We start from the raw sequence: 21,456 nt of genomic DNA on the forward strand, positions 1-21,456 counted from the left end.
CCTTTCTTATTTCTTCAGCTTAGGATCCAAAGCATCACGCAGGCCGTCACCAAACAGGTTGAAAGCAAGGATCATCACACTAAGGATCACAGAAGGCACGATCAGACGATAGGTATATGTATACATGCCGCCAAGGGCATCTGTTGCCATGGAACCAAGACTTGGAAGCGGTGCGGACACACCTACTCCAAGGTAGGACAAAAAGGATTCCAGGAAAATAGCAGATGGAATCTGCAGACAGGTGGTAACAACGATCTGCCCGATACAGTTGGGAAGAAGATGACGACGGATAATACGGCCGCCGGATGCTCCCAGTGCCCTTGCTGCTGTTACGTATTCCTGCTGCTTCAGCTGCAGTACCTGGCCACGGATAATACGGCTCATTGTTACCCAGTACAGCATACCGAAAGCGATAAACATGGAAATCAGGTTTGGTCCCAATACAGACACAAAGGACTTCATAGGACTGTTGCCTGCTGAATTTACATATTCTGTAAGGATTGGTTTCATAGCTGTGGCGATCAGAAGTACCACCAGCATCTCAGGTACTGCATAGATCAGTTCTACAATACGCTGCATCACAGCATCCACCTTGCCGCCGCAGTAGCCGGAAATTGCACCATAAACTGCACCGATCACCAGCACAAGAAGTGCTGCAAACACACCTACGGACATGGATACTCTGGCTCCGTACATAACACGTACCAAAATGTCACGGCCATACATATCAGTTCCAAATACATGTGGAAAAACTTTTTCTCCGGAAGCCTTACGCTCCAGTTCTTTTTGGGAATAACCAAACAGATGCTTTTTGATGCCAAGTTCCTTACGGAGTGCATCCTGATCGATCTCTTCTTCACTGTCACTGCCTGAGGAGTTTCCCTTTTTAGCAGCAACCTTTGCCTGGGCACGGATCACAGCTTCGTCCTTTTTGGTGAATTTCTCTCCCTTGGCTTCAGCCTCTTCTTTAGCCTTGGCAATCATCTCATCCACATCAACCACATCTGTCTTTGTTCTTGAGGCAATCTCTGCATCCAGCTTCTGCTGGTCTTCCAGAGTATAGTGATAAGGATACAGGTTCTCTGCGCCTTTGTTAAATTCGTCATAGCCATATGGAACCAGAACCGGCCCCAAAAAAGCAAATAAAAACAGCAAAACGATCACACCAAGGGCTACCATGGCTACCACATTCTTTTTCAGTCTGCGCCATGCATCCTTCCAGTAGGATACGCTTTTACGATCCTGAATAAAGTCATCCTTTTCTTCTTTTGATGCCTTTGAGAAATCATCCGGGGAAAGATCGTTTAACAAATTCTCAATATCCGGCTGCATACTGACAGGACAGCGCTTCATTTTCTTCTTTTGTTCTGCCACGATCATTCTCCTCCTTTCGTAAGGCTGATCCTTGGGTCAGCTACTTTATAAAGAAGGTCTACCACAAGGTTCATCAAAATAATAAATGCTGCAAGGAAAATCGTTGTACCCATGATCACTGGGTAATCACGGTTCTGGATGGACTGTACAAAATAACGTCCAAGTCCCGGAATGGAGAAAACGCTTTCCACTACAAAGCCGCCGCACAGGGTAAATGCTACCTGCGGCCCCAGATATGTAATAACCGGAATCAGGGCATTTCTAAGGGCATGTTTGAAAATGATCTTATTATTTTTAAGGCCCTTTGCCCTTGCCGTCTTGATATATTCCTGGCTGAATGAATCCAGCATGGCTGATCTGGTCTGTCTTGCAGTATAACACATAGGGTAAAATCCAAGTGCAAAGCAGGGAAGTACATATGCCCTCCATCCCTGGGAAGCATCAAAGATTGAAGGAAACAGACTGAAAGCGTTTGTTCCTGTAAGTGTAACCAGAAGTACAGATGCTACAACAAAGCTGGGCATAGAGATGCCGAGAGTACAAATAATGCGAAGCACACTATCTGTGAATTTGCCTCGTTTAAAAGCAGCAAGACAGCCAATGGGTATACCTACCAGCACTGCCCAGCACAAAGCAATGGCTCCAACCTTTGCTGATACCGGGAACATCTCTGTGATAATACTAAGAACCGCACGGTTCTTCTGCATTTTCAAAGATACACCAAAATCACCATGAAGAATATTCTTAAGATACATATAAAGCTGAACGTAAACCGGTTTATCAAGACCGTATTTTGCATTCAGTGCCGCAAGAGTTGTTTCCGACGGCGTTTTCTCACTGAGCCAGGGACTTCCTGGCACAGCATTCATTAAAAGGAAGGTAAGACATGCCACCAGAAAGATGGTCAGTATTGCCATTCCAAGCCTTTTTACAAAATATTTGCCCATTTTTCCTCCTTGTTTTCTTTTCCCCTGACACACCATTCTTGCAAATAAAACAAAAAAAGTCTCCGAAAACTTCTTTTTTCAAAGACCAAATCAATTCCGTTCTACTTCATAAGCTCTCTACTATGTCTGTTAGGAAAGTATTGCTCTTTACTACGGATAGAACATCCATCCATAAAATATGCAGAAATTATAGCACCCTTTTTTGCTTTAATCAAGTAACTTTTCTCATTTCTACACTTTAGCACAAGAAAAGACAAGTGAAAGAACGCTGCAGTTATGGTATTTTCCTTGACATCCCGGTCAAAAACCTGCAAAATGATGATAAAAAGAATGGCTGCCACAAACAGGTGCAGCCAGAAGGAGTCGTGAATCTTGGTCAACTTTGATTATTACCGCATTTTCTATTTTGTCTGCCAGTACAAAAGCTTTACCAAAGCAGCAGAAATCCTGAATAATAATCAGCCCAACATTACCCGCTGCATGAATATCCTGGAGCGCGAACTGAACTGTAAGCTGTTCGTCCGCACTCACCGTGGAGTTTCCCTTACCCCTGAGGGCAAACGTCTGTATGAACATATTTCCGTAGCTTATGAGCAGATTTCCCTTGGCGAAAAGGAACTGGAAAAGGATCGTGGTCTGGAAAGCGGCCTGATTTCCATTGGTGCCAGTGAGACAGCCCTACGTCTTCTGCTTTTAGATAAGCTGGAATCCTTTCACAAAAAATATCCTCATGTACGTCTACGGATTGCCAGTCACTCTACCCCGGAAGCTCTTACTGCCCTGGAAAACGGACTTGTGGATTTTGCAGTGGTTTCCAGCCCTGCCCACACAAAAAAGCCTCTCCAGAAAACCCTCCTTGTATCTTTTAAGGAAATTCTTCTGGGAGGTCCTAAATTCGCCCAGGCAGCCAATACACCCCTGCACCTGCAGGATCTTCGGGATTATCCCTTTATTTCTCTTGGGGGACGGACTTCCACCAGGGAAACCTATATGGAGCTTTTCCTCCAGCGGGGCCTTCCTTTCCAGCCGGATATGGAAGCATCTGCCACTGACCAGATCCTGCCTATGATCATGCATAATCTTGGCATTGGCTTTTTCCCGGAAATGCTTGCCCAGGATGCCCTGCGCCGTGGTCAGGTGATCCAGATCCCCCTGGCAGAAGAGATCCCAGCCAGGGATGTTTATCTGGTACGGGACAGCACGCGGCCCCAAAGTATTGCTGTACGCAAAATGATCGCCGCATTAAAAGAATGATCCTGCATGAAACAGATGTCCGCACGATCATCACCGCATAATCATCACTGCCAAAAATGATCCTGCAAAATGCAGGATCATCCTCCGATCTGGCAGTCCAGGCCACATACTGCATGGACTGCCTTTTTTAATGTTTCCATATGTTCCGCTGATGGGGGCAGAACCCCGTCCAGCAAATATTCACGACCAAGACCAGTGTATTTATCCTGTCCCAGCCTGTGGTAAGGCAGCAAATGAATCTTATCCACCCCTGGAAGAGTTGCTGCAAATCTGGCAATCCCCTGGATCTCTTCCACAGTATCATTAAACCCAGGGATCACAGGCACCCGTATCACCAGGCGGGTCATCCCGGAAAGTGCTGTTTTTCTTGCATTTTCCAGCATTCGTTCATTAGATCTTCCGGTAAAAGCCTTATGCTTTTCAGGATTGGTGTGCTTGATATCCATCAGGTACAGATCCAGATAGGGCAACACCATCTGGATATTCTCCCAGGGCATGCCTGCCATACTTTCTATAGCCGTATGGATTCCTCTTTCCTTTGCACCGCGAAGCAGATCCCTGGCAAACTCAGGCTGGCACAGGCATTCCCCTCCGGAAAGAGTCATCCCGCCGCCTGAACGGTAATAGTATGCCCGATCCTTTTCCACTACCTGAAGCATTTCTTCCACTGTCACATCCCTGCCGATGATCTTCTCTTCCCCCTGCACGATCATCTTCTGAATGGCAAACTCCTGGGATTCCGGATTACAGCACCACCTGCACCGCAGGATGCACCCCTTCAGAAAAAGAATGGTGCGGATCCCTGGCCCGTCATGAATGGAATATCTTTGTACATCAAAAATCCTGCCTGTTGTTTTCAAGTAATCCATTATGTTCTCCTGTTTCTCAGAATCCCTGCTCTGTCCTTCTTATGATATCATCCTGCAAAGATCTGGACAATGTGGTAAACAAAGCGCTGTATCCTGCCACACGCACCACCAGATGCTTATAATTCTCCGGGTGCGCCTGTGCGTCCAGAAGTGTTTCCCTGCTTACTACATTAAACTGCATATGCATGCCCTTCTGGTCAAAGAAGGTACGGATCAATGCCACAAATTTCTCCAATCCCTCTCTTCCTGACAAGGCAGAGGGATGGAATTTCTGATTAAATAATGTACCATTGGATACAATAAAATGATCAAGTCTGGATACAGAAGTAGCTGCTGCTGTAGGACCGTTCACATCCTTGCCTGCAGATGGTGAAACTCCGTCAGCAACCGGTGTATGGGCATATCTGCCGTCCGGGGTAGCTCCTGTCTGTCCTCCCAGCGGAACATTGGCAGATACAGGATAAAGACCTGCATGGAAGCTGCCTCCTCTTGGGTTGCTATACTGCTGGATAGGCCTTGTATATGTATAAGCAACATCTCTTGCAAAATAATCCACTTCTGGAATATCATTTCCAAACTTAGGTACTTCCAGGATCTTGTTCCGGATCTCTTCGTACCGGCTGATCTTCTCCTTTGAAAGCTTCATGGAAAGCACAGACTGAACCACTGCTTCTGTCATCTTTTCATCAACCTGCCTGCCTGCATTTTCAGCTTCTTTCAGTATGCCCTGGGCAAGATCCTGTACAGACTGCTGATCCAGGCCTTTTCCGTAATTCCAGATCAGTGCCTCCTTTAATTCCCCAAGGGTAAACTGCTTCTCTTCAAATACCAGCTTCCTGATAGCATAAAGAGAATCTGCCATATTAGCAATCCCAAATCCCTGAGGACCGGTAAAGTTGTAGACAGCTCCACCTTCCTGGGTGGATTTGCCCTTTTTGATACAGTCATCGATCATACTGGATAAAAATGGCAGCGGGCATCTCTCCCCATGAGCCACATCAATTGCATTATCTGCATTCACCATCAAGGAAATACAGTAATCCATCTGTTGCTTATATGCATCATAAAAGTCTTCAAAGCTGTGCATCTCACTGATGTCCTTAGTAGGAACTCCCACCATCTCTCCCTTGTCCATACCCTGGGAGAAAACAAGCTCCAGCGGGCGGCACATATTAAAGAATGCAGCATCATGCCATCCTTCTGTCTTCCCCGCCTTCTGTGGCTCCACACATCCGATGATGTTATATTCCCTGGCATCTTCCAAAGTTAATCCCCGGTTCATCAGTGCCGGGATGATCACCTCATCATTATAATATGCTGGCAGACCGATCCCTGTCCTGGTAAGCTCTGCTGCCTTGATCAGAAGATCATGGGGCGAACCGTTCCATACCCGGATGGACAATGAGGGCTGAGGCAGGTTTACATGCATGGAGGCCTGAATACACATAAAAGACAGATCATTGGTCACATCCTCCCCATCTTTATTCTGACCTCCTACGATCAGATTCTGGAACAAACTGTATCCTGCAAATCCTTCCGCAGATACAGCATCTCTGCATTTATTCAGGTCATTCAGCTTCACCCAGATACAATCGATCAGCTCCTGGGCAGCTTCCCTGGTAATCTTTCCTGCTTCTACGTCCTTCTTATAATATGGATACATGTACTGGTCAAATCTTCCAGGTGAAATAGAATGTCCGCTGGATTCGATCTGAATCAGAAGCTGTACAAACCAGAAAGACTGACAGGCCTGATAAAAGCTTTCTGCGCCTTTGGCAGGCACCCTGCTGCAGTTGTCAGCAATAGCCAGAAGCTCTTGCTTCCTGTCCGGATCCGTGCACTTTTCAGCCATCTGCTGTGCCAGTTCGGCATACCTGGCAGCATAATCCATAGCAGCCTGACAGCTTATGATCACAGCCTCCAGAAAACGGGACTTTCTTGCATAGTCACCATCTCCCACATTACACTGAGCCAACTCTGCTTTTGCCTTTGCCATGATCCCCTCAAAGCCAATATTCAGAACTTCCCAGTACTTAACAGTTACATGCCCCACACCATTATAAAAATAATTCCCTGGTGTAAAAATATTGTGTTCAATCCCCCGGATGGCTTCCGGTGCCATATAGGAAGTGGCAAGCTCACTGGTGGTCCTGCCCTTCCAATATTGATGGATCTGACGCAGTTCTTCCTTAGTCTCTTCTTTTATGAAAAAGGGGTCTGCACTTCTGCCTGCAACCGTATCCAGTTCATCCTCCAGCCATTGATAAGAAAACTCCGGGAATGTCTGGCAGCTTCTGGGTGCAAGGGTGCTGCTTCCTACGATCAGTTCTTCCTCACGGATCACGATGGGAAGGTGATGCAGGATATGTGCAAATGCCTTTGCTCTTCTTTGAATGATCGGTTCTCCCTCTGTCTGCTGATAGGATTCTGTCAGAAGTCTGGCTCTTGCTGATTCGATCTTTGGCATCTCTGCATACAGATGCTCCACCAGTCTTGGAATCCTTGATGATTTTGGAATATCGCTTGTATTATATTTCTCCATGTTACTCCTCTCCCAAAGGACCGCGCCTATGCTCCGCAATCACAGATGCTTTCCAAAGTCTTTTCGCTGTGGCAGGATACTCCCTCCCCACCTTATTTTCCTCTATTATATCGAATCATTCCGCAAATGTCAACAGAATCAACACATCATATCTGTTGTATTTTGTGGATTTGTGTTGTTTTTAGTGTTTTTTTCATGTGAATTACATAAAAAAACTGTAACACAGGAAAATCCTATGCTACAGTTCTCATATTATAACCATTGTTATATTTTGATCCTAATCATTAGAAGCCTTAAACCGCTCAATAAACATCAGGAAAAAGCTTATCAGCAGAAGGCCGCTGCACACCCAGATCATTTTATATCCATAGGCAATACTCAGATTACCGCCTACTCCGGCGCCAAGGGCAAACAGGAAAATAATTCCAAAATAATAACCTGCCTGTTCCAGCTTCTTAGGATCTTTGCGCCGCCAGTAAGCTGAAAGGGCAGCTGTACCGCTTCGCAGATTACCGATACACATGGTACTTGCATAAGAATATCCGTGGATCTTCCGGAATGTTTGTACCTGCATGGCACAGGCAAAGGATACCAGTATGGTAGCCAGCATATTCATCGTAGATGGAACGAAGCCAACCAAAAACAGGATCACAATCTCTGCTGCCAGAATCCCCTGTCTCCAGTGAAGACGTCTGGCATTTTTAAATTTGCCCTGAATCTTCTCAGCAAAGAAAACCCCTAATGCAAAGGACAGTACCGGAAGCAGATACCGAAGGGCAATCCCCCAGTCACCGGCAAGCAGATGCTGACTAAGCAGCACCACATTTCCTGTCTGCGCATTTGAAAAGACTTCGTCTCTCACATTGTAGGTGTACGCATCCTGGAATCCTCCTGAAAGAGCCAGGAATGCACTGTTTACAAAAGCTTCGGACATCTGTACATCCGAAGCATCAGAAAACAGGTGATGATGTTCGTGGTGTTTTGTTTCCATGAAAAATATATCTCCATCCTCTTTTGTTTTACACAGCCTGTCCAATTCAAGTCGAGCAAAGGCTGTTTAGCTATTAGTTCATATAATACCTGCCTTCTGTCAAAATGTAAAATGTATCGTTCATATTATTGTCATATAAAAAATATATAGTTACTGATCACACCATTCACAGTAACTATATATCTCACATTTTACACTATGAAGTTAATTCAGAATACCTTAATGGCAGCCACTGCAATGCCCACAGTCACCGCCGCATCCTTTACCATTCTTTTTATCCTTGATCATACTGCGAACGATCAGGCCTACAATCACAACCAATACAGCGCCTACGATCACTGTTCCCATGGAAATTCCTCCTTTTCCTGAACAGACACTTAAAAGTCTGACTTATGTTTCTTTCGTTAGTATATACTAACAAAAGTAATATGTCAATATCTGTCCTATCCGAATTTCTTACAGTTAAATCTGAAATTCTTCCAAAGAGGAAAGCTTATCACCAAACTCTGTATCGCTGCATTCCTGGAAAACAGCCTCCTTTTGCATTTTCTGGAGGGCAGAGGCAGAGGTTTTCAAAGGCTGGATCGTTCCGGCTCCTGCAATACATCCTCCCGGACAAGCCATACCTTCTAGCAGATATCCATCATATTTGCCCATTTTGGCCAGCTGCATCATTTTTTTACAATTTGCAAGACCGTCTGCACTGGCAGTCTTTACGGTTCGCTCCGGATCCAAACGGTGAATGGCATTCACAACTGCTGCTGCCACACCGCCGCTGGCAGCAAAGCCTCTTCCATCTGCACTGGCACGTACCAAAGGCTCTCCGTCAGGCAGAGAATCAAAGTCTACGCCCTTTGCCTCAAACATACCAGCCACCTCTTCAAAGGTAAGTACAAAGTCCACATAGCTTCGGATGGATTTTCTGCTTGCTTCCAATTTCTTGGCAGCACATGGTCCCACAAAAACTATCTTGCATTCCGGTTCTTCCTGCTTGATCAGCCTTGCTGTCAGTACCATCGGTGTCAATGCCATGGAAATACAGTCAGCCTGCTTTGGGAACATTTTCTTTGCCATCACAGACCAGGCTGGACAACAGGAGGTTCCCATAAACGGAATCTTTGCCGGAACTTCTTCTATGAAATCTTTGGCTTCTTCAATGGCACACAAATCTGCACCAACGGCTACTTCCCGCACATTCTTAAACCCAAGTGCTTTAAAGGCTTCCCGGATCTTTGTATCCTTAAGCCCTTCAAACTGGCCTGCAACTGCCGGTGCAACAATGGCATATACCGGATTACCACTTTTGATCGCCATAATGGTCTGGTATATCTGACCCTTATCAACAATGGCACTAAATGGACAGCTTACCAGACACATTCCGCAGGACACACACTTATCCTGATCGATCTCTGCCCTTCCATATTGATCTGAATGGATCGCTCCCATTCCACAAGCTGCAGCACAGGGGCGTTCCTGCTTGATAATAGCATTGTATGGGCAGGCACTAACGCATTTCCCACATTTGATACACTTTGCCTGATCAATATAAGAATGGCCCTTCACCATAGATATGGCCTTCTTGGGACAGACCTCCACACAGGGATGTTCCAGGCAGCCCTGACATCCTTCTGTTACCATCACTTTCTTCTCTGCACAGGAATTGCATGCAAACTTGATCACATTAATCAGCGGGGGTTCATAATACTTTTCCTCGATTACACTTGCCTCTACCCCCTGAGAAATAGGGGCATGCTCTGAAATACTCCGAAGGGACATTCCCATGGCAACACGAAGACGTTCGCCTACAACTGCACGCTCCAGGAAAATACTGTCCCTGTATGTGGCAATCTCGCCTGGAATGATCTTGTAAGGAAGCTTTTCCAGATTTTCGATTCCGTCTTCTTCATATGCCATGCGGGCAATTTCCGTGAAGATCTGATGTCTTATTTTCGTCTTAGACGAATATAATCCTCTCATTTAATTCTCCTTTTTGTTTAATATCCGCAATCTGTAGTAAATTATCCTCCGCTATAAAAATACTAACACATTTCTATCCGGTCTGACAAGGGCATCTGTTACATCAAAAGCATCACACCTGCAGCTTCATCTGACCGTCTTTAATATAGCCCATATTTTTCATGCCCCGATAGATCACATAGGAAACTACTGCCGGAAGAATGAAATGGAAAACAAGAATCTTCAGAAGTACCATCAAAGGCTCTTCTGCTGCAGTCATAGTCTGATAAGTCATGATCTGTCCTACCAGTCCGGAAGTACCCATTCCTGCGCCTGTAGGATTATTCGTCATATGAAAAGGCCCTATGATCGCAATCGGTCCTAAAATAGCAGATGCCAATGTAGGCGGCAGCCATATCAAAGGTCTGCGTACAATATTGGGAATCTGCAGCATAGACGTACCAACGCCCTGGGCAAACAGACCACCTACTCCGTTATCTTTAAAACTGGTTACAGCAAAGCCGATCATCTGACAGCAGCATCCTACGGTAGCTGCACCTGCTGCTACTCCGTTCAATCCCAGAATGATCCCAAGGGCTGCAGAACTGATGGGCAGTGTAAGAGCCATACCCATAAGGACAGAAACCACGATTCCCATAAGGATAGGCTGCTGCTCTGTACCCCAGTTGATCATTCCTCCGATCCAGCTCATAAACTGAGAGATACTAGGCCCTAACAGCATTCCAACAGCACCACCGGATATAATGGTCACTGCAGGAGTGATCAAAAGATCCAGTTTAGTCTTTCCTGCTACCAGATGTCCTACCATAATTCCTACATAAGCAGCAATAAAGGCACCTAAAGGCTCTCCAGGGCCGGACAGCACTATGGCTCCCTGCTCTGAAAAAAATGTACCTGCCAGAATATTGGCAGCATAAGCACCGATCATACCTGCAGCTGCTGCAGACAGAAGAACATAGGTGGATTCCTTAAACTTATAAGCTACTCCAATACCAATGCCTGCACCTGTAAGTCTCTGTGCGATCACTGCAAAGGCACTAAGATAATGGCCATAGGTTCCTCCCATCAGATCACCGATCTGTTTTAAAATGGTACCGATGATCAGCGTGGAAAAAAGTCCCAGCGCCATACCGCTTAATCCGTCAATAAAAATATTGGACAGGATTTTCTTAAATGATTTCATTTTTCTCTCCTTTTCCTAATTATCCGGCATTTTTGCCGGGAAATCCGTTTGATTGTATCATACTTTCTGCGGATATCCAATACTCAGTTGGCAAAGGAAAGAAGAGTACTTGTGAATTGCTGATTTTTTCACATTTTTTATCTTGTACGAAAGCCTGATTTTTGCTAGAGTGTATAGGAAATGGTCGATTCAGCTGTTGTATTTTCATACAACCTTTTAAACTTACAGGAGGTTCTCATGATCATAGATTTTCATACCCATATTTTTCCGGATAAGGTGGCTGCTGCCGCCATCCCCAAGCTTGCTTCTGTTATAAATATCTCTCCCAGCATGGACGGTACCATCCAGGGGCTTCTTGATTCCATGGACAGGGCCAAGGTAGACACAAGCGTGATCCTGCCGGTGATCACAGATCCACATCAGTTTGATTCCATCATCCGCTTTGCTTCCAGTATCAATGAAAGCCAGGACAATACCTATCCCAGACTGATCTCTTTTGCAGGAATCCACCCGGCTATGGATAATTACAAAGATCTGCTCCACTTGATCGCAGCCCAGGGCTTTTCCGGAATCAAGCTTCATCCTAATTACCAGGACACATGCTTTGACGATATCCGGTATCTGCGGATCGTCTATACGGCTTCCGAACTTGGTCTGATCGTGCAGGTGCATACAGGAGAGGATCCCTATACTCCCGGAGAACAGTTCTGCTCCCCGGATATGGTCCTACATGTAATAGAAGAAACAGCCCCGCCAAAGCTGGTGCTAGCCCATATGGGAAGCAACGAACACTATGACGAGGCTGAAGCCAAGCTGTGCGGTCAGAATGTATATTTTGATACCGCCTATTCTATTCAGCATATGTCCGAGGAGCAGCTGGTACGCATGATTCATCTTCATGGCGCAGACAAAGTACTGTTCGGCAGCGATGCCCCCTGGACAGACCAGAGGGCAGATATTGAACGCTTTATGTCTTTTACAGGACTGTCCCTTACTGAAAAAAAACAGATCCTTCATGGGAATGCACAGCTTCTTCTGGGCATTTAACCGGATTTGCAGGGATCAGAGAGGAATATCACCATGTTTCTTTCTCATCCCTATTCTGTTTGCATGACTGCTGGTACGAAGCCAGTCGGACAATGCTTTTCTTGTCTCTTCCGGATAAATTACATGGTCAATATACCCCTGATATTCCCTTTGGGCACGCTTGCCTCTGCAAAAGCATATAAAAGCTTTGCGCCATGACGGATGATCCCTTTCAGGCATTCTGCCTCTGAATCATATTCAAAATCCGCATTTCCATTCACATGGCTGTGGATCTGGCTGCCTCCCAACTCCTCCATGGTTACGTTTTCCCCGATCACTTCCTTGATCACCTTGGGATCTGTAATATACATCTGACTGATATTTTTAACCGTGAAAATAAAATCCATAATGGCAGGGGAATAAGCCGCCCCTCCTGCACATGGGCCAAGCACCGCACAGATCTGGCGACTGTTGGCAGCCCTCTGAGATCCCAGCTTATAGGCAGCTACATAGGTTACATATTTATCATCGATTTTTTCTACAACACCAAAGCAGAAGCCTTTTGCATTCTGATATTCTAGGAAGGATCTTCCAGCACTCTTTAAAAAATACAAAAGATTTTTTCAAAAAAATCATTATCAGCAAAACCTCAATGAAGCCTTGGACAGATGAAGACGGAATTCTACATCTCGGACTTTATGAGTTTTTGTTAAATGAAAATTCACTGTAGTTATAGTTAAGAAAACCGCCCAGGCTGATCCAAACTCTATCTGTTGGAAGCAGCCGAGGCGGTTTCTCTTTCTTTCATACATAGTTGCGGGCTTTTGCCCCCAACTATGATATCTGCGGGTTGTTTTACATTTCTTTCTGTTTTCTAACAATTCTCATAGCAGTGAGCAGGATCGCACCCATAGCCAATAATAATAATGTCTGCCACAAAGCGGCATCGCTGGCATCCCCTGTCTTGGGAGAATTGGTGCTGTAACCTGAGCCGCCGGAGCTGCCATTTCCTGAACCACCGTTTCCACTGCCGCCGGATGGTCCTTCGGTCACAGTTACTGTAACTGTAGGCTCCGGAGTGTCAGAGGGCTCTGCCTTTTTGGTAGGTGTAGGTGTCTTGGATACAGTCACAGATGGTACTGGTGTAGCAGATACTTCCGGTGCAGGTGTGGTTGTAACCTGCGGGGTTGGTGTATTCGTCGGTGTAATTGTTGGCTCTGCCGGTGTTGGGGTTGGCTCCTGATACCGGTTGGTCACTGTCACATCACAGTCTGTAGGAAGAAGCTCCGTCACATTTCCTTCACCGCTCTTGCCATTTGTGGAAGCCCATCCTGCGATCCAGTTCCCCTGCTTTGTTTCGGTTACACGGTAAGCGGTACACTCCTGCTGAGTGCTGAACTGAACAGTCTCCCCAGCCTTTAACTGGAACTGATACTTTCCTGTACCGTTTTCTACAGGGGTACGCTTTCCATCTGTCAGCTGATACAGATTGCCGGTGTAGGCATTTCCCTGTCCATCCAGAAGCTCCATTTCAAAATCAAAGCTTTCCTGGGTATCTTTTCCTTCTACTGCCTTTGTCACTGCAAAATTCTTAAATACAGGAAGATTAAACTTAATGGAGCAGTCAGAAAGGGTTCCTCCTCTTTCCAGGTAGAAAAAGCTGAAGATATGCTTTGTTCCTGCTGCCCATGCAGAATCATCCCACTTGCCGATGGCTTCCGGATAGTCTGCAAAAACAGAGGATAGTGCCTGGGTCCTGGTGTCCCCGGTAACACTGCTGGTCACAGTAAAGGTTCCCTTTGTAAAGTTAATGCTTCCGGATACCGCTTCATGGATACCGCCCATGTCAAGCACCAGCTGTCCGTCCACAAACAGCCAGGCATCATCATCACCGCTGAAAGAAAAGACCATATCCTTCCGTGCGGAAACATTTCCCTGATCATCCGTAATAGCTACCGTGCCATCTTCCGGAATGATAAAGTCCTTTTCCATGCTCATCCCGAAATGGTAATCTACGGTTTTCAGCTGATCCAGCAGATAAATACCCTTGGTATTTTTTTCACTGGTTCCCCATACTCCTTCGTCCTCAAAGCTGTTGAATGGGAAAAAGCCTGCCCCTTTCTCATCCCAGCCCTCAATACCGATGGCCTTATCATACTGATAGATCTTGTTTGCTCCCGGATCATAACCGGCATGGTTGAGGCTGCTCTGGTAGCTGTACTCATTAGCTGAAGGATCATATACAAAATCAAAGCCAACATTCTGGTATACACTTTTTGTACCGCCGTTTACAGCAGCCACAGAGGTATCAAACAGTGAAAACGGTGTTGTGTAATTAAATACAGGCAGCCCGTCCTCTCCAAGCCGATTCTTCAGGATTCCTGTAAATATATTATTGTACCAGGTATTTACTGCTGTGTTTTTAACATTCTTCGGATCATACCGGAATCTGTACTGTGCAGTCTGCGCCCCAAGTACAAAATGCGCCCACTCACCAAAATCATAGTCAAAAAGCGTAACCGGCAGGGACCGTACATTGGTCAGCCTGCTTACTGTCTCACTGCCTCCTGCATCCACATTTTTCGGGGAGGTAGCGATCACCAGCTGTTCTGCCTTTGGATTTTCTGTTGGGAAATGGGAAAGTGTTCCGGTAAATTCATGCCTGCTGGGATGCTGTACATCCGAAGGAATCTGACAGGATCCATGCACCACATCATACTCTCTGGTATTGCTCAGCCAGATCCTGTAAGAGAAGGTATACAGGTCATATTGCGGCATAATAACGATAGCCTCGTTATCCTTCAGGTGGGCATGTACCCCATAGCCATAGCTTGAAGTAATAGAAAGCCACCCTTCAGGATTATAGATGTTTATGTCACGAATGTTGATCCAGTCATTGGTATCATTCATCTTTTCTGCCTTATGCCAGTTTCCCTCTTCATCCTGCCTGTACAGCCAGGCAAAAAAATACATCTTTTCAACTCCATCTGCTGCCATATCCAGCCGAACATTAAATTCAGCAAGCTCTGAAGCGCTTCCACCAATATTTTTATTCTGTATTACAAGACCATTCTTTGGAAGACCATTGTCCGGAAGCGTCTGCAAAGATGAATGTATGTATTCTATTTCTAATTCCTGTAATACAATTACCCTGTCCTTTTCCGAATCATAACTAACCTCTCCGGTCACTCCATAGGACATATTTGTAGTATCAATAATTTCAGGAGCCGTCTTCTCCCAGTCTGTTGTTTTCCACCGATTTGTTTTCTTCAGGTAAACAAAGGTTGGTATGATCGAATAAGAATATCTCGCTTTTCCAGTCTGAGGATAGATCACATTTCCGTTCTTGTCTGTGGCTTCATAAGTTCCACCTCTATCCCCGGTACTATTGGGATACCAATCAAAAGAAGTTGAACCACTTTTATCTCCAGCTTCCTTACTAACCTTAGCTGTAGGGATGATTGGTCTTAAAATCTCCACGTATTCTCCGGCCTCATGAGACACAAACTTTTTCTCCTTGGACAATCGATATATCCGTACTTTTGTTTCTCCCTGGCTGTCCTGTGCAAGCTCATACCTGCCTTCCGTATTTTGCTGATATTTTTCAAATACATACCAACTATATTTTTCTCCCGTATTCAAAATCGGTTCTATACATGCACTCGCCCTTTCCCTTGCAACACTAGGCAGAAAAACAAGCCCATAATTTGGCAGACCGTTTTCCAAACGCCCACAGCCCTGTATCTTTTCACCAGCACTTACTGATAAAACTGCTTCCTGTAAATACTTTCCATCATCACATACCGATTCTTTTCCATAAAAAACTTCTGCCTCGTTTTCAATTTCTGTTCCATTCTCACCGGTAACAGATAAAATGTCTCCGGTTCCATCCAGAGAAAGACTGTAATCAAAATTAAAATATCGAAGCTTCTGTGTGCTGCCAAATAAAGCTTCTGGGAGGACTTTGTTATTACCTGGGACATTTGATTTTAATGTGCTTTTGTATTTTCCATCATAACTCCGCTCGCTGATCAAGCCGGTGTATTCCGGTGAATATGGAATGACACACAAAATATCTCCTGTCTGTAAATCCATTCCTGTAAGATCGAAGCTTCCTCCATTTTCCGCATCTACTGAGGCGATTTTTGAATCTACCACCTCATAAACCCCATTTACTGTATTTCGAAATAGGACTGCCGTCATTTTGGTTCCGCCCTTACCGGTGATTTCATAGGTCCAGTAACGTGATTGTTCTGATTTTCGATATTCATCACCTGTTGCATATCCCATGCCTGCTTCGCCGTTTTGATAGGCTTGCGGCACAGTAATATTGATTTTCAATTGTCCTGATAAGCCGTTTCCTGTAAGCTCTCCAACTTTCATCCGAAAACCGATATTTGGCAAACCATTTGCTTTCAGTCCATAAAGCATGCCCCCTGTCTGAACCTGAGTTGAAATTTCCAGATCAGCTCCTACTGTCCCTGTATGTTCTGCTGCCCCGTTTCCACATGTAAGCCAGGCTCCCTTTACCATACCATCTACCAGAGTGGGGCTACTCTGTCCATCCAGGGCTTTCACGCCTGTGATCAACCATTCCTGTGTGCTGTTCAGAAAAACCTGATACTGGAAACAATAATTACGGCTTTGTGAATTTTCATAATTTTTCGCATCACTTGCTCCTGATGTATAGTAATAAGAATACTGATCTCCCTCGCACCTTAATGGTACGATTGCTGCCACTTCATCAGGCTTGGGATTAACATAAAAACAATGATAATAATCGGACGTATCCTCATAGTTTTCAATATTCTGGATGTAATTCCAACCTCTATTTTCTCTATCTTCGTCGCTTACTTCATATTTTCCTGTATTCTGATTCCATTTGTAATAAAGGCACGCAGCCCACAGCCCTGGAGTTTGGTAATTTTCAGGCTGGGAATTATGCAGCTTTTCCCAACAGGGGTTTACTCTTACAAAATATCCTGGATATCTGGTTTCATCAGCATAACCTGTTACTGCTTTCGTCTGTGCATTACCGTGGATCAGAAGTGCATAATTAGGCAGACCGTTTTCTTTGAAAGATGGCACTGCTGCCTCTTTTGACGTTACGTTAAGCTGCGGATTTGTCATATCGGTTACATCCGAAGATACCTCGGTGCTCCAGTATTGTCCCTTTTGTGTCCATTCTCCTTGCACAGCTTCCACGGATTCTGTGGTAATATCCTGACTTTGTTCGCCATAATGGTTAAATTCCACCAACAGCCGATAATGATATATTTCTGAAACAGTTGGATAAAGAACCAGGCATTCTCCAGGAGACAAATATTTTCTTGTTTCCGATCTGTATAATCGATACTATTTTTGTCCGTTATCTGTATTTTTCCATTTCCCGTCTTCATTCTGTGAGTATTTTTCAGCACCAATCTCAAATCCATAATTGTCTGATTCGCATTCTTTAACACTGTCTGAGGAATTATTATGATAGATGTATTTATTCTTTCCTGTCAGATGTCCTGTCACCGACACAACTGTCCCTATCTCTCCTGCATTACGGATGACCACAGCTCCCTTAGGCAATCCGTTCTCCTGGTATTCAAGAACCTGCTTAGAAACAGTATTCCGTATTCTGATGACAGATCGTGGATTTTCTGTTGTCAGCTGCTCTGTAGGGTACTCCCTATCTCCTTCATAAGTGATCCACTGTCCTGTATCCGGCAGACTGCCCCCTTTTCCTCCTGCATCGGAAACCTGTTTTATTTCACATGTCTTGATTTGTTCGCCTTGTAATTTGAAGGTTGCTTTCCCGGCCCATGAGAAACTGTTCTGTGCCAGTATACTGTCAGTAAGATAATTATCTCTTCTATTATAACTATCCCAACAACTATACTGTGGCAAGACAACCATTCTTATGGAACTATACCTTCCCACATAGCTTTTTGCTTCACTTATCACATTGATAGAAGAAGCACTATTCACTGTGATGTATTCATACCGGTTATCGATTTTCCCATATAGAAAACAATACCAATAGCCATAATAGCGTCCCTTATACCATATGCTGTCCACTTTACCATCATTGTGAGAAAAGTTAATCTTACTGTAAGCTTCCAGTGATGAACCATCCAATGTAAAATCCACAATCATTCCACAGGCTGGATTTGCCGGATCCTTAATAATCTGACTTTTCTCCGTTACAGGCTGCAGATCCTCGCCCTCCAACAGGTCTGTTTCTGCATTTTCTTCTTCCACATCCTCAATTTCCATGTCTTCTGAAGCAGAAGCATCAGCTTCATCCACATTCAGATTCTGGGATTCTGTCACATCCTGAAACTGCGGTTCATCACCTTCCGGAGTTTCTGCCTGGTTCTCATTATTACCGTCCCCTTCGTCTGTAGATTCGCCTGTAGATTCTTCCGGCAGAACTACTTCCTCCGGTTCATCTTTGCTTTGTTCCTCTGTTAATGCTGCCGGTTCATCTTCGCTTTGTTTCTCCGTTAACCCTGCTGGTTTATCTTCGCTTTGTTCCTCTGTTAATACTGCCGGATCCGCTGTGTCATCTGTTATCTCCCCACCATCGGAAAACTCGGCCCCATAGCTTATATTTCCTGCCACTGCACCTTGGAAATTGCCTCCAATTACCATGGAAAAAGCAATGGTCATAGCCAACATCCTGCTTAATCCCTTCTTCCTCATACACCTTTCCTCCTTTATAATGCCTTTCTTTTTTAACTCATTCTCTGTTGCTGTCCCAGATTTTCATTTTAAATTATACGTCTTTACTATAATCTGTTCAATATCACATTTTTCATTTTTATAATTTTTTATATAAAAAGAGTACACAATCCATGTATCCACAATTCCCGGCTGATTTACCAGGATATCGGATACATGAATGTTAGACTAAAAGTCTGGTGCAGTTATTTGCAGAACGCTGTACCAGGCGAAAATATAATTGAAAAACCGCCCAAATGTTTATCTGAGCCTTAATCACTCAGAGAAACCTGGACGGTTCTTTTCATATCTACTTATTTACTTAATCCTCATAATGTCCCCTGCCGGCAATCATCCCATGCTCTGTCAGCCCATAACTTTTTCATTCATCTACCTCAAGCAGTTCATGTTCCTTCCCCATGCCTGCAGATAATTGTGCAATTCCTCTATCAATCATAGCAAGATATTCTGCATTACGAGCAGCTTTTTCAAGCTGATTGTATCTTTCAAGGCTCATGATCACAACATTCTTTTCACCTTTACGTGTAACAATAACAGTCTCGTGATTATCTGTTGCTTGATCGCAATAATCTTTTAAATGATTTCGGATTGTAGAATAATTCACAGCTAACATAATCTCACCAGCCTTTCATAATCATATAATTTCTTGTACTATTTATTGCACTATTTATTGTGTTATTTATTGTACTATTTCTTGTACAATTATTATACCCTATTATTCTATGGCGGTCAATTCAATTATTCTACATTTCTCTCTTTTTTATGATTCCCCTGTCTGAAAATCTGTCATATAAAAGATATTAACACTCACCATGCCTCACTTGCGTTCAGCCTGCTGATCATCCGGCAAAGCAATCTTCTGCTTAACAGACACTTTCTCATCATAGCAGGTAAAGATCTGATCTACTTTCTGTTTGTTCAGCTTTGGTGTAAGCAGACTTACCACCGGCACAACGATCAGTCCGGCTACCATGGCAACAGCCCCTGCATTGATAGGGGATGCAATAAATTTAAAGAACATATTTGCAACTGTGATGCCTACCCCTGTGATAAAGCTTGCCCAGACAGCCAGCTTAGTGGTGCCTTTCCAGAAAAGCCCATACAAAAACGGTGCCAGAAATGCACCTGCCAGTGCTCCCCAGGAAATACCCATCAGCTGGGCAATAAATGTAGGCGGATCCAAAGCCAGGATCACAGAAACAGCAATAAAGAACACGATCAGGATACGCATAAGCAAAAGCTGCTTTTTCTCGCTTAAGTTTTTTGCAATATTTCCCTTGATAAAATCCAGTGTTAATGTGGAACTGGATGTCAGCACAAGAGAAGACAGCGTAGACATAGATGCAGAAAGCACCAGGATCACCACAATACCGATCAGCACATCCGGCAGGGTAGAAAGCATAGCCGGAATAATGGCATCATAGGCAACTGCACCTTCTGCCGTGTAGATCCCGGCTCCGTCAAAAAGTCTTCCAAAGCCTCCCAGAAAATAACATCCGCCGGAAATGATCACTGCAAAAACAGTAGAAATCACCGTACCTGTCTGTACTGCTTTCTCGCTTTTGATGGTATAAAATTTATGTACCATCTGTGGAAGCCCCCAGGTTCCCAGAGAAGTAAGAAGGATCACGCCAAGAAGATTCAAAGGATCCGGTCCAAAAAAAGATGTAAAGGCTCCTGGCTGGCCCAGGGTAGCAGGCACATCACTGGACAGCTGGGACAGGCTTTTCACTGCATTCATAAATCCACCCTGTCCGGCCAGTACTGCCCCGATCACTGCAATGATCCCGAAGATCATAATGATTCCCTGGATAAAGTCATTGATGGCAGTGGCCATATATCCTCCAAGGATCACATAGATGCCGGTAAGGGTAGCCATAAGGATCACACACACAGAATAAGGAATGTCAAAAGCCATCCCGAACAGTCTGGACAGGCCATTATATAAAGATGCTGTGTATGGGATCAGGAAAATAAATACGATGGCAGAAGCAGCGATCCTAAGTGCATGACTGTCAAACCGCTTGCCGAAAAAGTCCGGCATGGTAGCCGCCTGCAGATGATGGGTCATGATCCTTGTCCTTCGTCCAAGCACCACCCAGGCCAGAAGACTTCCAAGAAAAGCATTCCCAAGTCCGATCCAGGTAGATGCCAGTCCATATTTCCATCCGAACTGTCCAGCATATCCAACGAATACTACTGCTGAAAAATAAGAAGTACCATAAGCAAAGGCTGTGAGCCACGGTCCCACATTCCTTCCTCCAAGTACAAATCCTGTGACACTGGAAGCATGCTTCCTGGACATCACTCCTACTGCGATCATGATCCCGAAAAAGATCACCAGCATGATCAGTTTTACAGACATAAAAAAATCCTCCCTCATTTACCTGTTTGATGCTGCATTCTTGTTGCTGCACTTTTGTTATTTCATTTTTGTTGTTACATTTTTTATTAAACTTTTGTTATTTCATTTTGCTTTGTTGCGTTAAAGCGTTACGCTTTTACTCGCTAAATTTCAAGTAGAAACAGTATACCATTGATCTCCTGGTTCCGTCAACTGT

15 protein-coding genes are annotated in these 21,456 nt (G+C 44.6%); 2 read left to right on the forward strand and 13 right to left on the reverse strand.

Annotated elements, in window-relative coordinates:
- Window positions 1-6 precede the first annotated feature (6 nt).
- Together OCV61_RS10695 and OCV61_RS10700 are read right to left on the reverse strand one after the other, a co-directional pair.
- Window positions 7-1,374, reverse strand: coding sequence for an ABC transporter permease (locus OCV61_RS10695; protein ID WP_158421799.1), 1,368 nt, complete (start codon window positions 1,372-1,374; stop codon window positions 7-9).
- A gap of 2 nt (window positions 1,375-1,376) precedes the next feature.
- Window positions 1,377-2,321 (reverse strand): ABC transporter permease, encoded by a 945-nt coding sequence (locus OCV61_RS10700; RefSeq protein WP_158421800.1) that lies wholly within the window; start codon window positions 2,319-2,321, stop codon window positions 1,377-1,379.
- A 372-nt stretch (window positions 2,322-2,693) separates the two neighbouring features.
- Here OCV61_RS10700 and OCV61_RS10705 point away from each other — a divergent pair, with 372 nt between their 5' ends.
- Entirely contained in the window at window positions 2,694-3,575 is an 882-nt protein-coding gene (locus OCV61_RS10705) for a LysR family transcriptional regulator (protein WP_158421801.1), read from the forward strand.
- A gap of 77 nt (window positions 3,576-3,652) precedes the next feature.
- Here the strand turns inward: OCV61_RS10705 and OCV61_RS10710 are convergent, their stop codons facing one another.
- From OCV61_RS10710 to OCV61_RS10735, 6 genes are all read right to left on the reverse strand, one after another.
- Entirely contained in the window at window positions 3,653-4,444 is a 792-nt protein-coding gene (locus OCV61_RS10710) for a glycyl-radical enzyme activating protein (protein ID WP_262582797.1), read from the reverse strand.
- Window positions 4,445-4,460: 16 nt separating this feature from the next.
- Window positions 4,461-6,986 carry a glycyl radical protein gene (locus OCV61_RS10715; protein WP_158421803.1) on the reverse strand — a complete coding sequence of 842 codons (2,526 nt, stop codon included), beginning with the start codon at window positions 6,984-6,986 and terminating at the stop codon, window positions 4,461-4,463.
- Between the two features lie 277 nt (window positions 6,987-7,263).
- Window positions 7,264-7,977 (reverse strand): YoaK family protein, encoded by a 714-nt coding sequence (locus tag OCV61_RS10720; RefSeq protein ID WP_262582798.1) that lies wholly within the window; start codon window positions 7,975-7,977, stop codon window positions 7,264-7,266.
- A gap of 219 nt (window positions 7,978-8,196) precedes the next feature.
- Complete coding sequence (locus OCV61_RS10725; protein WP_158421804.1) at window positions 8,197-8,325, reverse strand: FeoB-associated Cys-rich membrane protein; 129 nt, start codon at window positions 8,323-8,325, stop codon at window positions 8,197-8,199.
- 114 nt (window positions 8,326-8,439) lie between these two features.
- The gene (locus OCV61_RS10730; RefSeq protein WP_158421805.1) at window positions 8,440-9,954 is read right to left on the reverse strand and encodes a 4Fe-4S dicluster domain-containing protein; all 1,515 of its coding nucleotides are present in this window, start codon (window positions 9,952-9,954) and stop codon (window positions 8,440-8,442) included.
- A gap of 112 nt (window positions 9,955-10,066) precedes the next feature.
- On the reverse strand, window positions 10,067-11,137 hold the full coding sequence (locus OCV61_RS10735) for a PTS sugar transporter subunit IIC (protein ID WP_158421806.1): 1,071 nt from the start codon (window positions 11,135-11,137) through the stop codon (window positions 10,067-10,069).
- A 237-nt stretch (window positions 11,138-11,374) separates the two neighbouring features.
- Between OCV61_RS10735 and OCV61_RS10740 the strand changes: the two genes are divergently transcribed.
- Window positions 11,375-12,184 carry an amidohydrolase family protein gene (locus tag OCV61_RS10740; RefSeq protein ID WP_262582800.1) on the forward strand — a complete coding sequence of 270 codons (810 nt, stop codon included), beginning with the start codon at window positions 11,375-11,377 and terminating at the stop codon, window positions 12,182-12,184.
- Window positions 12,185-12,303: 119 nt separating this feature from the next.
- Here OCV61_RS10740 and OCV61_RS10745 read toward each other — a convergent pair whose 3' ends face one another.
- The 5 genes from OCV61_RS10745 to OCV61_RS10765 form a co-directional block, all read right to left on the reverse strand.
- Window positions 12,304-12,777, reverse strand: coding sequence for a carboxyl transferase domain-containing protein (locus OCV61_RS10745; protein ID WP_158421808.1), 474 nt, complete (start codon window positions 12,775-12,777; stop codon window positions 12,304-12,306).
- A gap of 241 nt (window positions 12,778-13,018) precedes the next feature.
- Window positions 13,019-17,293: a DUF7601 domain-containing protein gene (locus tag OCV61_RS10750; RefSeq protein WP_262582802.1), complete on the reverse strand. Its 4,275-nt coding sequence runs from the start codon at window positions 17,291-17,293 to the stop codon at window positions 13,019-13,021.
- A gap of 225 nt (window positions 17,294-17,518) precedes the next feature.
- On the reverse strand, window positions 17,519-18,856 hold the full coding sequence (locus OCV61_RS10755; protein ID WP_158421810.1) for a hypothetical protein: 1,338 nt from the start codon (window positions 18,854-18,856) through the stop codon (window positions 17,519-17,521).
- A 400-nt stretch (window positions 18,857-19,256) separates the two neighbouring features.
- Window positions 19,257-19,508: a type II toxin-antitoxin system Phd/YefM family antitoxin gene (locus OCV61_RS10760; protein WP_158421811.1), complete on the reverse strand. Its 252-nt coding sequence runs from the start codon at window positions 19,506-19,508 to the stop codon at window positions 19,257-19,259.
- A 204-nt stretch (window positions 19,509-19,712) separates the two neighbouring features.
- Window positions 19,713-21,260, reverse strand: coding sequence for a sodium:solute symporter family transporter (locus tag OCV61_RS10765; protein ID WP_158421812.1), 1,548 nt, complete (start codon window positions 21,258-21,260; stop codon window positions 19,713-19,715).
- Window positions 21,261-21,456: the final 196 nt, after the last annotated feature.

It is taken from the genome of Blautia ammoniilytica (assembly GCF_025566965.1).
Taxonomy (GTDB): domain Bacteria; phylum Bacillota; class Clostridia; order Lachnospirales; family Lachnospiraceae; genus Blautia_A; species Blautia_A ammoniilytica.

Excerpts from the sequence above, each read along its gene's own strand:
- OCV61_RS10755 (WP_158421810.1), bottom strand. The coding sequence starts at position 18,856 with ATGAGGAAGAAGGGATTAAGCAGGATGTTGGCTATGACCATTGCTTTT.
- OCV61_RS10735 (WP_158421806.1), bottom strand. The coding sequence starts at position 11,137 with ATGAAATCATTTAAGAAAATCCTGTCCAATATTTTTATTGACGGATTA.
- OCV61_RS10710 (WP_262582797.1), bottom strand. The coding sequence starts at position 4,444 with ATGGATTACTTGAAAACAACAGGCAGGATTTTTGATGTACAAAGATAT.
- OCV61_RS10715 (WP_158421803.1), bottom strand. The coding sequence starts at position 6,986 with ATGGAGAAATATAATACAAGCGATATTCCAAAATCATCAAGGATTCCA.
- OCV61_RS10765 (WP_158421812.1), bottom strand. The coding sequence starts at position 21,260 with ATGTCTGTAAAACTGATCATGCTGGTGATCTTTTTCGGGATCATGATC.
- OCV61_RS10730 (WP_158421805.1), bottom strand. The coding sequence starts at position 9,954 with ATGAGAGGATTATATTCGTCTAAGACGAAAATAAGACATCAGATCTTC.
- OCV61_RS10720 (WP_262582798.1), bottom strand. The coding sequence starts at position 7,977 with ATGGAAACAAAACACCACGAACATCATCACCTGTTTTCTGATGCTTCG.
- OCV61_RS10725 (WP_158421804.1), bottom strand. The coding sequence starts at position 8,325 with ATGGGAACAGTGATCGTAGGCGCTGTATTGGTTGTGATTGTAGGCCTG.
- OCV61_RS10750 (WP_262582802.1), bottom strand. The coding sequence starts at position 17,293 with ATGACAAATCCGCAGCTTAACGTAACGTCAAAAGAGGCAGCAGTGCCA.
- OCV61_RS10700 (WP_158421800.1), bottom strand. The coding sequence starts at position 2,321 with ATGGGCAAATATTTTGTAAAAAGGCTTGGAATGGCAATACTGACCATC.
- OCV61_RS10740 (WP_262582800.1), top strand. The coding sequence starts at position 11,375 with ATGATCATAGATTTTCATACCCATATTTTTCCGGATAAGGTGGCTGCT.
- OCV61_RS10760 (WP_158421811.1), bottom strand. The coding sequence starts at position 19,508 with ATGTTAGCTGTGAATTATTCTACAATCCGAAATCATTTAAAAGATTAT.